Genomic DNA, 13,754 nt, shown 5'->3' with positions numbered 1-13,754 from the left:
CTCGCAGCGCGGCACACAGCCCTGTAAGCATGAACCTACGCTCATCAAATACGGGGACCTACGGTGGGAGAAAAAGAACGAACTTATGGTGTGAATATGCCGCCCGGGAAGTAGCACGCAGCGAATAGGACATCAGTGCCACGGGCGAATTTATCAATTGACGTTCAGGAGGACACCATGAACAAAGACCGCGTGGAAGGCAACTGGCTTCAATTCAAAGGCAAGGTCAAAGAACAGTGGGGCAAGCTCACTGACGACGACCTTGATGTGATCGCCGGCAAACGCGACCAGTTGCTGGGCCGCATCCAGGAGCGCCACGGCCTCAGCAAGGATGAGGCTGAGAAGCAGGTCGCCGCCTGGAAGGACCGCAACCCGACCGATTTTTTTGAGCGTTATTGATCCGCCGTTGAGCGCTCCAGGGTCCATCCCCAACCAATCCATAACTCCAACTCATCCAAAGGAAAATCCATGAAAACCAAATTGCTGATGCTGACAGCCGTGATGTCTTGCGCTTTTGCCGGCCAGGCCCTGGCTATGACCAAAGAGGAACATAAAGCCCAGAGCGACCGCATCTCGGCCGACTACAAAGCCGGTCGCGACAAGTGCGCCACCTTGAAAGACAATGCCAAAGACATCTGCGTGGCCGAAGCCAAAGGCGCTGAAAAAGTCGCCAAGGCCGAACTGGAAGCCCAGTACAAGCCCAGCCCGCGCAACACCGAAAAGGTGGCTCTGGCCAAAGGCGATGCCGCCTACGACGCCGCCAAGGAAAAGTGCGACGACCTGAAAGGCAATGACAAGGACGTCTGCGTGAAAGATGCCAAAGCGGCCCACGTCAAAGCCAAGGAAGACGCCAAGGTCGCCAAGACCTCAGCCGACACCAGCAAGAACAAGACTGAAAAAGTGACCGAAGCCAGGAAGGACGCCAACGCCGAAAAGCGCGAGGCCAATTACAAGGCCGCCAAAGAACGCTGCGATGCCCTCACCGGAACCGCCAAGGACAGCTGCCAGAACGATGCCAAGGCGAAGTACGGCATGAAGTAAGCTGCCCACCGGTTGGCCTCGGCAAGGCCTGTCGGAATGGCAACCCCAATCCCGGTCCTGCATTTGCAGCCCGGGATTTTTTATTCCTTGCTATCAAATGAATAGCTGCTTGCGCACGATGCGAATGATCTGTCGGCAATTTGTGCAAAAAATGGCACGAAGACCGCGAAAAGCCACCGACCGCAGGCCATGCGCCTGAGCCCGCGCGCGGCATTTTCCCTCAGCGGCCCCCGCGCTGCGCATCCCATCCTGCGCCCGTAAAATCGGGGCCTTTGGGATTCAGCGGCTGCCTTCATGGCGACTGCCCTGATCCCCATCAGTTCCAGCAAAGGTACGCATGATTGTTCAGGATGGTTTGCCCGCTCGCGAACGCTTGCGTGCGTTGCTGGTCATCGTTCTCGGTATTGTCATGGCGGTGCTCGACGGGACCATCGTCAACCTGGCGCTGCCGGACATCGCCCGAGAACTGAACGCCGCGCCCGCCCAGTCCATCTGGGTCGTCAACGCCTACCAGGTCGCCACGCTGGCGCTCTTGCTGCCGCTGGCCACATTAGGCGACATCATCGGTTACCGTCGCGTTTACCTGGCGGGCATGGCCGTGTTCACGCTGGCCTCGCTGCTCTGTGCGCTGGCTGATTCATTGACCACACTGGCGCTGGCCCGCGTGCTGCAGGGCTTGGGCGCGGCTGGCCTCATGAGCGTCAACACCGCGCTGGTTCGGCTCATCTACCCCAAACACCTGCTCGGCCGCGGCATCGCCATTAACTCGCTGGTGGTGGCCACCGCCTCGGTGGCCGGCCCGTCGATTGCGGCCGGCATTCTTTCCGTCGGTTCGTGGCCGTGGCTGTTTGCGCTCAATGTGCCATTCGGCCTGATGTCGTTGTGGTGGGGTCGAAAGGCCCTGCCCGAGAACACCGCCAAGGCAGAGAGCCTCAAGCTCTCACTGGTCGATGTGGTGCTCAACGCCCTGATGTTCGGCCTGGTGTTCCTGGGCGTAGACGGCCTGGGTGTACGTGTGGAAGCTGTGCCGGGTGCTGCATCATCCTTGTGGCTGCCGCTGGCCGAGCTGGCCGCCGGAATCGTCATCGGCGTGATCTACGTGCGCCGCCAGCTGGCCATGCCCGTGCCGCTATTCCCGCTTGATTTGCTGCGCATTCCCGTGTTCGCGCTGTCCATGGGCACGTCGATAGGCGCCTTCTGCGCGCAGACGCTGGCCTATATCTGTCTGCCCTTTTTGCTGCTGGGCAGCTACGGCTTCAGCCACCTCGAGGCGGGCTTGCTGCTCACCGCCTGGCCGCTGGCGATTGTGGTGACTTCGCCGCTGGTGGGCCGGCTCATAGGGCGCTATCCAGGCGGCCTGCTGGGCGGCGTTGGCATGGCCATGCTCTGCCTGGGGTTGGTGTTGCTGGCCGTGTTGCCCGTGCATCCGGCGCAGGCCGACATCGTCTGGCGCATGGCGCTGTGCGGCATCGGCTACGGCCTCTTTCAGTCACCCAACAACCACACCATCATCACCTCGGCGCCCGCACACCGCAGCGGCGGCGCCAGCGGCATGCTGGGCACGGCGCGTTTGACGGGACAGACATTGGGCGCGGTTTTGCTGGCGATGATTTTTGCCGTGTCCAGTCCCGGCGAAGGCGGTCAGGGTCCCTTGATTGCCCTTTGGCTGGCCGCTGCCTTTGCCGCCACGGCCGGTGTTTGCAGCGCCTTGCGCATGACGCAGGCAGCACGAACCAAAACTCAGACGGATTAAACGACGGGCGCCTGCAGGCCCGCCGCCCGGTGCACCTCGACGCGGATTTCTTCGGTAAGTTTTGCCTTGAGATCCGTGAAAACCGGGGTCGTCTTTACCGAGTAATGCCGTGGATGCTCCAGGGGCACCGCAATGTCGCACTTGATGCGGCCCGGTCTTGCGCTCATGACGACCACGCGGCTGCCCATAAAGATGGCCTCATCGATGTCATGCGTCACGAACAGCACGGTTTTCTGCTCGGCCTCCCAGATGCCTTGCAGCAGCTCCTGCATCAGCTCGCGCGTCTGATGGTCGAGTGCGCCGAAGGGCTCGTCCATCAGCAGGATGCGCGGGTTGTTGGCAAGGGCACGAGCGAGTGCTGTGCGTTGTTGCATGCCGCCCGAGAGCTGCTTGGGGAAATGGTTCTCAAATCCCTGCAGTCCGACCTTCTTGATGAATTGGTGCGCGATATCGTGCTGCTTTTCCAGTGGCATGCCTTTTTCCCGCAGGCCAAAGCAGACGTTTTGCAAAATCGTGAGCCACGGAAAGAGCGTGTAGCTCTGGAACACCATGCCGCGGTCCGCGCCAGGGCCCGCTATGGGTTTGCCGTCCAGCACGATGGTGCCGCTTGTGGGGATGTCCAGCCCGGCGACCATGCGCAGCAGGGTGGACTTGCCGCAGCCTGAAGGGCCGAGGATGGTGATGAAGTCGTTCTCGGCAACCGCCAGATCAGTTGCTTGCAGCGCGACGGTGCCGGGGCCCTTGTTGGCGGCAAAGGTTTTCGACAGCTGGTTGACGGTCAGGATCGGTGTGGAGGAAGAAGTCATCGGCCTAACTGAGCCCACGGGAAAAGTTTTCTATTGAGCGCTTTAAATACCAGGTCGGTGACCAGGCCGAATACACCAATGACGATAATGCCGAAGATGATCTGGTCTGTCGCTAGCAGTGCCTGGCTGTCAGTGATCATGTGGCCGATGCCGCTGGACGCGCCTATCAGCTCCGCGACGATCACATAGGTCCAGGCCCAGCCCAGTACCATGCGCAAGGTCTCGGCAATCTCGGGCGCTGCACTGGGCAGCAGCACGCGCACCACGATGCCGCGGTCGGCCGCGCCCAACGTGTAGGCCGCCTCGACCAGGTCGCGCCGGGTATTGCCGACGCTCACGGCAATCATCAACACCAGTTGAAAGAAGGAGCCGATAAAAATCACGGCGAGCTTCTGTGCCTCTCCGATACCTGCCCAGAGGATGAGCAGCGGAATAAACGCAGAGGCGGGCAGGTAACGCGCAAAGCTCACAAAGGGTTCAAAGAACGCTTCAACCGGTTTGTAGGCGCCCATCATCACCCCCAGCGGAACGGCCAGCAAGGCGGCAATCGCAAAGCCGCCCAGTACCCGCCAGACCGTCATGCCAATGTCCTTGGCGAAACCCTGGTTGGCCAGCAGGTCGTAACCTGACTTAACCATGGTGATGGGGTCGGCCAGAAATGTCTTGGAGACATAGCCGCCCAGCGTGAAGATGGCCCACACCACGAAGAAGAGAACGAAGAAACTCACACCCAGCGCGATGCGCGCGCCGGGCGAGACGGGTTGTAGTGGCCGCATGCTTTCGCGTGCTTACTTGAGAAAACGCGTGTCGGCGAGCTTGCTCATATCAGGCAGCGCCTTGATGATGCCGGCTTCCAGCAGCAGGTCAGCCGCTTCCTTGCTGAAGGCGGCATGTTCGCCGGCAAAGAATTTCTGGTTGGCCGCGCGGTCTTGCCAGCGCAGGTATTTGGACGAGGCCTCAAAGGCTTCGCCGGTCTGCTTCACGTCGGCGCCCATGATTTCGAAGCTCTTTTTCGGTTCTTTCTGGATCATCTCGACGGCCTCAAAGTAGCTGTCGGCCAGGGCCTTGGCAGCCTTGGGGTTTTCAGACAGGAACTTGGGCGTGCAACCGAAGGTGTCCATCACCATGGGGTAGTCAAGTGTGGTGGCGAGGATCTTGCCGGCCTCTGGCTTGGCGCGCACTGCGCCCAGGTAGGGCTCGTAAGTCATCGCGGCATCCACGCCGTCGGTGCCGGCAATCATGGCGTTTGCCGCGGCCTGCGGCTCAAGGTTGACTACCTTCACGTCCTTGGTGCTCATGCCGTTTTTCTTCAGCATCCACGCCAGGGCGAAATAGGGCGAGGTGCCGGGCGCGCTGGCGGCCACGGTTTTGCCTTTGAGGTCAGTGATTTTGGTGATGGCGGGCTTGACCACCATGCCGTCTGCGCCGTAGCTCTTGTCGAGCTGGAAGATCTGCGTGGTGGCCACACCGTTGGCGTTCCACACCACCCAGGTCTCGACTGTGGTGGCGGCGCACTGCACGTCACCTGAAGCAATCGCCAGGTGGCGGTCTTTTTGTGGAATCTTTTTGATCGACACATCAAGCCCGTTCTTCTTGAAGATGCCGGCTTCTTTGGCCAGGGTCAGCGGGGCAAAACCTGTCCAGCCGGAGATACCGACGGCGACTTTGGTTTCTTGCGCGTGGGCGCTGCCCATGGCGAGAGCTGCGACGCCGGCCAGCATCGAAAGGGCGAGTTGTTTCTTCATGAAGTTGCTCCTGTTGGGGGTATCGACTGAGGTATTGCTAATGTATGCAGGCTTCATGCCAGCCGCAAGGCGGTCAACTCGGTGATTTGGGCTTCTCCGGCCAGGCCAATACGTCCACCCGCTACCAATTGGTGCACCTTCTCCATGTCGGGTGCAAGGCTGCGGTCATGCATCATGGCCGGAGAGGCTTGGCGCACCAGTTGCAGCACGCCTTCCAGCACAGCGGAGCTCTTGAGCGGGCGCAAGAATTCAATGCCCTGCGCGGCGGCCAACAGTTCGATGGCGACGATGTATTCGGTATTGCGCAACATGGGCTGAAGCCGGCGCGCCGCGAAGGTGGCCATGCTCACATGGTCTTCCTGGTTGGCCGAGGTCGGCAGGCTGTCGACGCTGGCGGGGTGGGCCAGTGATTTGTTTTCAGAGGCCAGCGCGGCGGCTGTGACATGCACGATCATGAAGCCAGAGTTGAGGCCCGGCTCGGGTGTGAGGAAGGCCGGCAAGCGCGAGGCCACGGTATCGACCAGCATGGCGATGCGGCGCTCGGTAATCGCGCCGATTTCGGCAATGGCAACGGCCAGTGCGTCGCAAGCCAGCGCAACCGGTTCTGCGTGGAAGTTTCCCCCTGAGAGCAGCGTTGCGTCATCGGCAAACACCAGCGGGTTGTCGGTCACGGCGTTGGCTTCGCGCATCAGCACCTGCGTGGCATAACGCATCTGGTCCAGGCAGGCGCCCATCACCTGCGGCTGGCAGCGCAGGCAGTAAGGGTCTTGCACGCGGTCGTCGCCCTCAAGGTGCGAGCGGCGGATCTCGCTGCCCACCATGATGGCGCGGTAGGCGGCGGCGCAGTCGATCTGGCCCGGCTGGCCGCGCACCGCGTGAATGCGCGGATCAAACGGTCCGTCGCTGCCGCGGGCGGCGTCCAGTGTGACAGCGCCCGAGATCACGGCGGCTTCAAACAGTCGGTCGGTGGCGAGCAGCGCATCCAGCGCCAGCGCGGTCGAGACCTGCGTGCCGTTGATCAGTGCCAGGCCTTCCTTGGCCGACAGCTTGACCGGCGTGATGGCGGCTTGCTTGAGTGCCTCAGCTGCGGCGATGCGCTGGCCCTGATAGAAGACTTCGCCTTCGCCAATCAGCGGCAGGCACAGGTGAGCCAGTGGCGCGAGGTCGCCCGAAGCGCCGACCGAGCCCTGGCAAGGGATCACGGGTGTGAGGCCCTTGTTGTAGAGCGCCATCAGGGTGTCGATGACGACCTCACGCACACCTGAGAAGCCGCGCGCCAGGCTCGCGGCCTTGAGCAGCAGCACCAGGCGCACCACGCGTTCGGGCATGGGCTCGCCCACACCCACGGCATGTGAGCGCAGCAGGTTGAGCTGCAGTGTTTCAAGATCAGCCTGAGCGATGCGCTGGTTGGCCAGCTTGCCGAAGCCGGTGTTGACGCCGTAGACAGCGTCGCCGCCCTGCGCGGCCTTTTGCACCAGCGCGGCGCTGGCGCGAATGCCTGTCGTGGCGGCTGGATCAATGGCAAGCAGCGGGCGGCTGGTATGGATATCCCGCAGCTGTGCCAGCGTCAGCAGGCCGGGTTGGATGGTGATCTTCATGGTGTTGTATCTGGAAAAGGAGGAGGTTGCGGTGTCATAGGTGCCTGGCGGCGCTATGGATATGACTACCGCTATCGCGCATCTGTTCAGTCGCCCAGCATGGGCAGGTTCAGCCCGTTGTCTTTGGCGCATTGTTTGGCGATGTCATAGCCTGCATCGGCATGACGCATCACACCGGTGGCCGGGTCATTGAACAGCACGCGGCTTAATTTCTCGGAGGCCTCGGCAGTGCCGTCGCACACGATGACCACGCCCGAGTGCTGCGAATAGCCCATGCCGACACCGCCGCCATGGTGCAGGCTGACCCAGGTCGCTCCGCTGGCGGTGTTGAGGAGCGCGTTTAGCAACGGCCAGTCGCTCACGGCATCGCTGCCGTCTTTCATGGCCTCGGTCTCGCGGTTGGGCGAGGCGACGGAGCCGCTGTCCAGGTGGTCGCGGCCGATCACGATGGGGCCTTTGAGCTCACCGTTTTTCACCATCTCGTTAAAGGCCAGGCCCGCCAGGTGGCGCTCGCCCAGTCCTATCCAGCAGATGCGCGCCGGCAGGCCCTGAAAAGCGATGCGCTCTTCGGCCATGTCCAGCCAGCGGTGCAGGTGTTTGTTGTTGGGGAAGAGCTCTTTCATCTTCGCGTCGGTTTTCTGGATGTCCTCCGGGTCGCCTGAGAGTGCCACCCAACGGAAGGGGCCGACCCCACGGCAGAACAGCGGGCGAATGTAGGCGGGCACAAAGCCGGGGTAGTCAAAGGCGTTGTCGACGCCGAAATCCTTGGCAACCTGGCGCAGGTTGTTGCCGTAGTCCACCGTGGGAATGCCCATTTCGTGGAAGGCCAGCATGGCTTTGACGTGCGCCACGCAGGATTCGCCGGCGGCTTTTGTCAGTGCGGCATGCTGCGCAGGGTCTTTTTGCGCGGCGCGCCATTGCGCCACCGTCCAGCCGGCGGGCAAGTAACCATTGATGATGTCGTGGGCCGAGGTCTGGTCGGTGACGATGTCGGGGCGAATGCCGCCCGCCTTGGCGCGCTTGACCAGCTCGGGAACAATTTCGGCCGCATTACCGCACAGGGCGATGGAAACGGCCTCCTTGCGTGAGGTGTGGTACCTGATCATCTCCAGCGCTTCGTCAAGGTCTTTGGCCTGCTTGTCGACATAACGTGTGCGCAGCCGGAAGTCGATGCTGGACTGCTGGCACTCGATGTTGAGCGAGCAGGCGCCGGCAAAGGTAGCAGCCAGCGGCTGCGCGCCACCCATGCCGCCCAGGCCGGCAGTCAGCACCCAACGGCCGGCCAGGTCGCCGTTGAAATGCTGGCGGCCCGCTTCCACAAAGGTTTCATACGTGCCTTGCACGATGCCCTGGGTGCCGATGTAGATCCAGCTGCCGGCCGTCATCTGGCCGTACATCATCAGGCCCGCGCGGTCCAGTTCGTTGAAATGCTCCCAGGTCGCCCACTTGGGTACCAGGTTGGAATTGGCGATCAGCACGCGCGGCGCGCCCGTGTGGGTGCGGAACACGCCAACCGGCTTGCCCGACTGCACCAGCAGGGTTTCGTCGGCTTTGAGTTTGCGCAGGGAATCAAGGATGGCGTCAAAGGCCGGCCAGTTGCGGGCCGCCTTGCCGATGCCGCCGTATACCACCAGCTCGTCGGGGTTTTCGGCGACTTCCGGGTCCAGGTTGTTCTGGATCATGCGGTAGGCCGCCTCGATTTGCCAGTTGGCGCAGGTAAGGGTGCTGCCGCGGGGCGCACGCACGGGGCGGGCCTTGCTATCCAGAAAAGGGGTTTGGGAAAGATCGGACATGAGATTGCTCCGGAGAAGACGGGATAACAGGGGAATTTCACAGCGCCAGAAAAAGGAATCAACCAGGAATCAACCGGCGATGGGATAAATCGTAGTTGTCTATACAACTTGTGTCAACTGCGGTAATCTATGGTTTGTGCGCAAAAGCCGGCCCGGCAACCCTGACTGGCCGATGAAGGGTCGGACTTTTGCGGTGACAATGTTTTTTTACACACGCGAGCATTCCGCTGAACCATGGCCACCACACCACTGCCTGCCTACGGTCAGGTCAAGGCATTCATCAAAAAACGCATCAGCACCGGCACCTGGAAGCCCGGCGACCCGGTGCCCAGCGAAGCTGTACTGATGGAGCAGTTCGGCGTGAGCCGCATGACGGTCAACCGGGCGCTGCGCGAGTTGATGGGCGAGGGCATGGTTACGCGCATCCAGGGCTCCGGCACTTTTGTGGCGGAGCTGCACCGCATTTCTTCCACCCTGACCATTCGTGACATTCACGAGGAGGTTGTCGAACGCGGGCATGTGCATACCTCGCGCGTGCTGCTCGCTGAATCTGAAAAAGCCAGCGCCGACCTGGCGCGCACCCTGGGCCTGCGGGCGGGCGGGCGGGTGTTTCACACCATATTGATTCACCTGGAGAATGGCGTGCCGATTCAGTATGAAGACCGCTATGTGAACCCGGCAGCGGCACCCGACTATTTAAAGACCGACTTCACCCAGACCACACCCACCCATCATTTGCTGGAACAGGCGCCGCTCACCGAGGCCAGCTATTCCATTGAGGCCTGCCTGCCCTCGGCGTTGGAGGCCAAACACCTGGACATCAAGCCGGCAGAGGCGTGCCTCGCCATGATGCGGCGGACCGTGAGCGGCAGCAACATCGCCAGTGTGGCGCGCCTGGTGTACCCGGGATCGCGCTACAGCTTTGCGGGAAAGTTTCAGGCGTGACATCTTCGAATGGTTCCGGCTGGAACGTCGTGCGGCTGGCCGACATTGCGGCGACGCCGTGGCGCAATGGCGGCGGTGTGACGCGCGAGCTGGCCATGTGGCCCAATGCGGGTGACTGGGTCTGGCGCATGTCGGTGGCCGATGTGGACAAGAGCGGGCCTTTTTCGAAGTTCGATGGCATCGAGCGATGGTTTGCGGTGCTCGAAGGCGCGGGCGTGCAGCTGGATGTGGCGGGTGTTCCGCACCGTGTGACGGCCGAGGATGCTCCGCTCTTCTTTGATGGGGCTGCTATAACGAATTGCGAGTTGATAGACGGCAAGACGCGGGATTTCAACCTGATGGTGCGCCGTGGGAGCGAGCTATCCCGCATGGTTCGAGTGGCCGGGCGTTTCTCGGAAACGTTACGTGCTATGAAAATGATAGCTGTCTACGCTCATCAATTGGGCGCTACCGTGCTATTTGATGAAGAAGTTTTGCAGCTGGAGCCCGCCAGCCTGGCCTGGCGCACGGTGACGGGCAGTGCGGCGGTGCGAATTTCCGCACAGCACGCCCTCTGGATGGAGATCCCCGCATGAGCCTGAAACTCTGGACAAACTGCCGCGTGGCCACGCTGCAAGCCGGTGCTGCGCAGGCTTATGGTTTGATAGAAGACGCTGCATTGGTGGTGGACGGCGAATCCCTTGCGTGGGTTGGCCCGCGTGCCGATGTGCCCCCAGATCTTCTGGCTCGCTGCACCACGCAGCACGATGCCGACGGTGCATTGATCACGCCCGGCCTTATCGATTGCCACACCCACCTCGTTTATGGCGGCGACCGCGCCCATGAATTTGAGTTGCGGCTCAACGGCGCGACCTATGAAGAGATTGCTCGCGCCGGCGGCGGCATCGCCTCTACCGTGAAAGCGACCCGGGCTGCCACTGCGCAGCAGCTGCAAGCGCAGAGCGCAGCCAGGCTGCAGCGCCTGATCGCCGAAGGCGTGACCACACTCGAGATCAAGTCCGGCTACGGCCTGGCGTTGGAGCACGAACGCAAGACGCTGTCAGTGGCGCGCGCGCTGGGCCGGACCCATGCGGTGGATGTTCGCACCACTTTCCTGGGTGCACATGCGGTGCCGGCTGAATTTGCCGGCCGCACAGACGCCTATGTCGACGCCGTACTGGAAATGCTGCCAGTGCTGCATGCCGAAGGACTGGTTGATGCGGTCGACGCGTTTTGCGAGCGCATTGCTTTCAGCCCCGCGCAGACCGAGCGGGTCTTTGCCGCGGCCAAGGCCCTGGGCGTTCCTGTCAAGCTGCATGCCGAGCAGCTCAGCGACAGTGGTGGCGCGCAGCTGGCGGCGCACTATGGCGCGCTCAGCTGCGATCACCTGGAATGGTTGTCGGCCGAGGGCGCGCAAGCCATGGCGGCGGCGAGTTCGGTGGCAGTGCTGCTGCCCGGCGCGTTTTACTTTCTGCGTGAAACCAAGCTGCCGCCCGTGGCCTTGCTGCGTGAGCACGGCGTACCGATGGCGATTTCTACCGACTGCAACCCGGGCAGCTCGCCTTGCACCTCTTTGCTGCTGATGCTCAACATGGCGTGCACGCTGTTCCGCCTGACGCCTGAAGAAGCGCTGGCTGGCGTCACGCGCCATGCTGCAGCGGCCTTGGGCCTGCGGGATCGGGGCGTGCTGGCAGCCGGCGTGCGGGCTGATTTTGTACTGTGGGGCGTTGAGCGGCCGGCGGAGCTGAGCTACGCCTTTGGTGCGAACCCGCGCCTTCAAACAGTTTTCAAGGGACAGGTCTTATGAACGAACGCTCGAGCGAAGTTTTTACATTGCACCAGGGTATGGTTCCCCTGCTGGTCAGCATGCCGCACATCGGCACCGAGATGCCGGCCGAACTCAAGGGCGCCTACACCGATGAAGCCCTCCGGGTCGAGGACACCGACTGGCATCTGCATCTGCTTTACAACTTTCTGCCGGCGCTGGGCGCCAGCGTGTTGCGGCCGCGTTATTCGCGTTATGTGATTGACCTGAACCGCCCGCCCGACGATGCGCCCATGTACCCCGGTGCATCCAACACCGAGCTGTGCCCCACGCGGTTTTTCAACGGTGCGCCGCTCTACAAACCTGGCTATGAGCCAGCGCCCGCTGAACGCGCGCGCCGTCGCGAGGCCTACTGGCAGCCCTACCATTCGGCGCTGGCCGGTGAGCTGGCGCGGCTGAAAGCCCAGCACGGCTTTGCCTTGTTGTGGGATGCGCACAGCATCCGTTCGCAAATTCCCTGGCTGTTTGAAGGCAAGCTGCCTGACCTCAACATCGGCACGGCGAGCGGCGCGAGTGCGAACGCAGCCATCACCGATGCGGTGGTGAAAGCCTGCGCCACGGCGCCCCGCATCACCACCGCCGTTAACGGCCGCTTCAAGGGTGGCTACATCACGCGCCACTATGGCCAGCCGGCCAGCGATGTGCATGCCGTGCAGCTTGAGATGTGCCAGAGCCTCTATATGCAGGAAGTGCCTCCCTACGCGTACGACGAAATTCTGGCATCAAAAGTTCAGCCCTTGTTAGAGAAAATGGTCTCCAGCGCGCTGCTGGAATGCGTGAGCAGCTATGAAAAGTGAAGCAAGGCGTTTTTTCGCCGAAGCAGCCTGGGTGAAAGGTGCGTGGTCCAAAGACGTTTTACTGACGGTCGCCGGCAACGGCACCTGGCAAAGCGTGGAGCCCGGGGCTACGGCGCAGCAGCAGGAAGGCGCCACGCGTCTGTCTGGCCCGGTCCTGCCTGGTCTGGTCAACGCGCACAGCCATGCCTTTCAGCGCGCGATGGCGGGCCTGACGGAGCGCCGCAGCGGGGGCGCCCATGCATCCGACGATTTCTGGAGCTGGCGCGACCGCATGTATACCGCAGCCAACCGCATCACGCCCGAACAGCTCGAAGCGATTGCAAGCCAGCTCTATGCCGAGCTGCTGGCCGGCGGCTATACCCAGGTCTGTGACTTCCATTACCTGCATAACGACGTCAGCGGAACGCCCTATGCCAACCCAATTGAGATGTCGCTGGCGCTGGTGCGCGCCGCGCAACGCACGGGTATTGGCCTCACTTTGCTGCCCACGCTCTACATGCGTTCGGGCTTCAAGGCTAGCGGCCTGCGTGAAGACCAGCGCCGGTTTTCATCCACGCCCGAGAGCGTGATGCGCATGGTCGAAGACATCCAGCGCCAGACAAAGGGCGATGCGCGCATCAATGCGGGTGTGGCTGTTCACTCATTGCGTGCCGCCAGCCCGGCCGCGCTGCACGAGCTCACAGGCGCGGCCAAAGCAGCGGGTCTTCCGGTGCACATCCATATCGCCGAGCAGACGCAGGAAGTTGAAGACTGCATGGAGCACACCGGCCAGCGCCCGATTGAATGGCTACTCAACAACGCCGATGTCGATGCCTGCTGGAACCTGGTGCACGCCACCCATGCCACGCCGGCCGAGCTGCAAGGCGTGCAAGGCAAGGGCGCATCCATCGTGATCTGCCCGGCGACTGAAGCAAATCTGGGCGACGGCGTGTTTGATTTGCCGGCCTACGCAGCCGCAGGCGGCAAGTGGTCCATAGGCTCCGACAGCCACGTCACCCGCAGCTGGCCCGAAGAGCTGCGCCTGCTCGAATATTCGCAACGCCTCACGCTGCGCCAGCGCAACATTGCCGCCCGCATCCTGGGCCACGAGAGCAGCGCGGCCGGCTTGTTCGAAGCCGCACTGGCGGGCGGTTTCCCCGCAACTGGCCTGATGCAGGGTGGTTTCGCGCCCGGGCATCGGGCGGACTTCATGACGCTGGATCCCGGTTCGCCCGCGTTGCTGGGTGTGCCGGTTCACCATCTGCTGGATGCGCTGGTGTTTTCGAGCCCAGGCGGAGTGGTTGGCGAGGTATTTGTAGCCGGGGAGCGTGTACTGGCCAGCGGGCCAGGTGCAGAGAAAAGGCGGCAGCTCGCAGAAAACTTCAGCCAGACCATGCGCGAACTATGGCGTTGAAAGGCCAAAGGTCGCCAAGTGCACCGTTATGTGCGAAATAGCGTTCCGGGCCAATAGTGACGGGCGCAAGCAGCTATTA

13 protein-coding genes are annotated in these 13,754 nt (G+C 62.3%); 8 read left to right on the top strand and 5 right to left on the bottom strand.

Translation table 11 applies throughout. From position 1 onward, the window contains the following. Window positions 1–177 precede the first annotated feature (177 nt). From AC1DVV_RS13545 to AC1DVV_RS13535, 3 genes are all read left to right on the top strand, one after another. The gene (locus tag AC1DVV_RS13545) at window positions 178–399 is read left to right on the top strand and encodes a CsbD family protein (RefSeq protein ID WP_457281027.1); all 222 of its coding nucleotides are present in this window, start codon (window positions 178–180) and stop codon (window positions 397–399) included. Between the two features lie 69 nt (window positions 400–468). Beyond that, on the top strand, window positions 469–1,041 hold the full coding sequence (locus AC1DVV_RS13540; protein WP_477666641.1) for a hypothetical protein: 573 nt from the start codon (window positions 469–471) through the stop codon (window positions 1,039–1,041). Between the two features lie 337 nt (window positions 1,042–1,378). Then, entirely contained in the window at window positions 1,379–2,794 is a 1,416-nt protein-coding gene (locus tag AC1DVV_RS13535; protein WP_457281025.1) for an MFS transporter, read from the top strand. Here the strand turns inward: AC1DVV_RS13535 and AC1DVV_RS13530 are convergent. The 5 genes from AC1DVV_RS13530 to hutU form a co-directional block, all read right to left on the bottom strand. Beyond that, window positions 2,791–3,600 carry an ABC transporter ATP-binding protein gene (locus tag AC1DVV_RS13530; RefSeq protein ID WP_477666642.1) on the bottom strand — a complete coding sequence of 270 codons (810 nt, stop codon included), beginning with the start codon at window positions 3,598–3,600 and terminating at the stop codon, window positions 2,791–2,793. The genes AC1DVV_RS13535 and AC1DVV_RS13530 overlap by 4 nt on opposite strands. Beyond that, a complete protein-coding gene (locus tag AC1DVV_RS13525; RefSeq protein WP_457281023.1) occupies window positions 3,597–4,376 on the bottom strand; it encodes an ABC transporter permease in 780 nt (259 codons plus the stop codon). The genes AC1DVV_RS13530 and AC1DVV_RS13525 overlap by 4 nt, the downstream gene beginning before the upstream one ends. Window positions 4,377–4,388: 12 nt before the next feature. After that, the gene (locus AC1DVV_RS13520; RefSeq protein ID WP_457281022.1) at window positions 4,389–5,345 is read right to left on the bottom strand and encodes an ABC transporter substrate-binding protein; all 957 of its coding nucleotides are present in this window, start codon (window positions 5,343–5,345) and stop codon (window positions 4,389–4,391) included. A 53-nt stretch (window positions 5,346–5,398) separates the two neighbouring features. Further along, the gene (gene hutH / locus AC1DVV_RS13515; protein ID WP_457281021.1) at window positions 5,399–6,943 is read right to left on the bottom strand and encodes a histidine ammonia-lyase; all 1,545 of its coding nucleotides are present in this window, start codon (window positions 6,941–6,943) and stop codon (window positions 5,399–5,401) included. A gap of 86 nt (window positions 6,944–7,029) precedes the next feature. After that, window positions 7,030–8,736, bottom strand: coding sequence for a urocanate hydratase (gene hutU / locus AC1DVV_RS13510; protein WP_477666643.1), 1,707 nt, complete (start codon window positions 8,734–8,736; stop codon window positions 7,030–7,032). Window positions 8,737–8,970: 234 nt separating this feature from the next. Here hutU and hutC point away from each other — a divergent pair, with 234 nt between their 5' ends. From hutC to AC1DVV_RS13485, 5 genes are read left to right on the top strand one after another with little or no spacing between them, the layout of a single operon-like run. Beyond that, complete coding sequence (hutC, locus tag AC1DVV_RS13505; RefSeq protein ID WP_457281019.1) at window positions 8,971–9,681, top strand: histidine utilization repressor; 711 nt, start codon at window positions 8,971–8,973, stop codon at window positions 9,679–9,681. Beyond that, window positions 9,678–10,256: a HutD/Ves family protein gene (locus tag AC1DVV_RS13500; protein WP_457281018.1), complete on the top strand. Its 579-nt coding sequence runs from the start codon at window positions 9,678–9,680 to the stop codon at window positions 10,254–10,256. Before hutC ends, AC1DVV_RS13500 begins: the two co-directional genes overlap by 4 nt. Next, the gene (gene hutI, locus AC1DVV_RS13495) at window positions 10,253–11,467 is read left to right on the top strand and encodes an imidazolonepropionase (protein ID WP_477666644.1); all 1,215 of its coding nucleotides are present in this window, start codon (window positions 10,253–10,255) and stop codon (window positions 11,465–11,467) included. Before AC1DVV_RS13500 ends, hutI begins: the two co-directional genes overlap by 4 nt. Next, complete coding sequence (gene hutG / locus AC1DVV_RS13490; protein ID WP_477666645.1) at window positions 11,464–12,282, top strand: N-formylglutamate deformylase; 819 nt, start codon at window positions 11,464–11,466, stop codon at window positions 12,280–12,282. The genes hutI and hutG overlap by 4 nt, the downstream gene beginning before the upstream one ends. Then, window positions 12,272–13,675 (top strand): formimidoylglutamate deiminase, encoded by a 1,404-nt coding sequence (locus AC1DVV_RS13485; RefSeq protein WP_477666646.1) that lies wholly within the window; start codon window positions 12,272–12,274, stop codon window positions 13,673–13,675. Before hutG ends, AC1DVV_RS13485 begins: the two co-directional genes overlap by 11 nt. Window positions 13,676–13,754 lie beyond the last annotated feature (79 nt).

It is taken from the genome of Polaromonas sp. P3_B4, assembly GCF_056402835.1.
Note: the sequence above shows the minus strand (reverse complement) of the source record. Positions and strands in the feature narration are given on the sequence as shown.

Coding starts and splice junctions, on each gene's coding strand:
- hutC (WP_457281019.1), top strand. CDS start 8,971: ATGGCCACCACACCACTGCCTGCCTACGGTCAGGTCAAGGCATTCATC.
- AC1DVV_RS13525 (WP_457281023.1), bottom strand. CDS start 4,376: ATGCGGCCACTACAACCCGTCTCGCCCGGCGCGCGCATCGCGCTGGGT.
- hutH (WP_457281021.1), bottom strand. CDS start 6,943: ATGAAGATCACCATCCAACCCGGCCTGCTGACGCTGGCACAGCTGCGG.
- AC1DVV_RS13545 (WP_457281027.1), top strand. CDS start 178: ATGAACAAAGACCGCGTGGAAGGCAACTGGCTTCAATTCAAAGGCAAG.
- AC1DVV_RS13540 (WP_477666641.1), top strand. CDS start 469: ATGAAAACCAAATTGCTGATGCTGACAGCCGTGATGTCTTGCGCTTTT.
- hutU (WP_477666643.1), bottom strand. CDS start 8,736: ATGTCCGATCTTTCCCAAACCCCTTTTCTGGATAGCAAGGCCCGCCCC.
- AC1DVV_RS13535 (WP_457281025.1), top strand. CDS start 1,379: ATGATTGTTCAGGATGGTTTGCCCGCTCGCGAACGCTTGCGTGCGTTG.
- hutG (WP_477666645.1), top strand. CDS start 11,464: ATGAACGAACGCTCGAGCGAAGTTTTTACATTGCACCAGGGTATGGTT.
- AC1DVV_RS13530 (WP_477666642.1), bottom strand. CDS start 3,600: ATGACTTCTTCCTCCACACCGATCCTGACCGTCAACCAGCTGTCGAAA.
- hutI (WP_477666644.1), top strand. CDS start 10,253: ATGAGCCTGAAACTCTGGACAAACTGCCGCGTGGCCACGCTGCAAGCC.
- AC1DVV_RS13520 (WP_457281022.1), bottom strand. CDS start 5,345: ATGAAGAAACAACTCGCCCTTTCGATGCTGGCCGGCGTCGCAGCTCTC.
- AC1DVV_RS13485 (WP_477666646.1), top strand. CDS start 12,272: ATGAAAAGTGAAGCAAGGCGTTTTTTCGCCGAAGCAGCCTGGGTGAAA.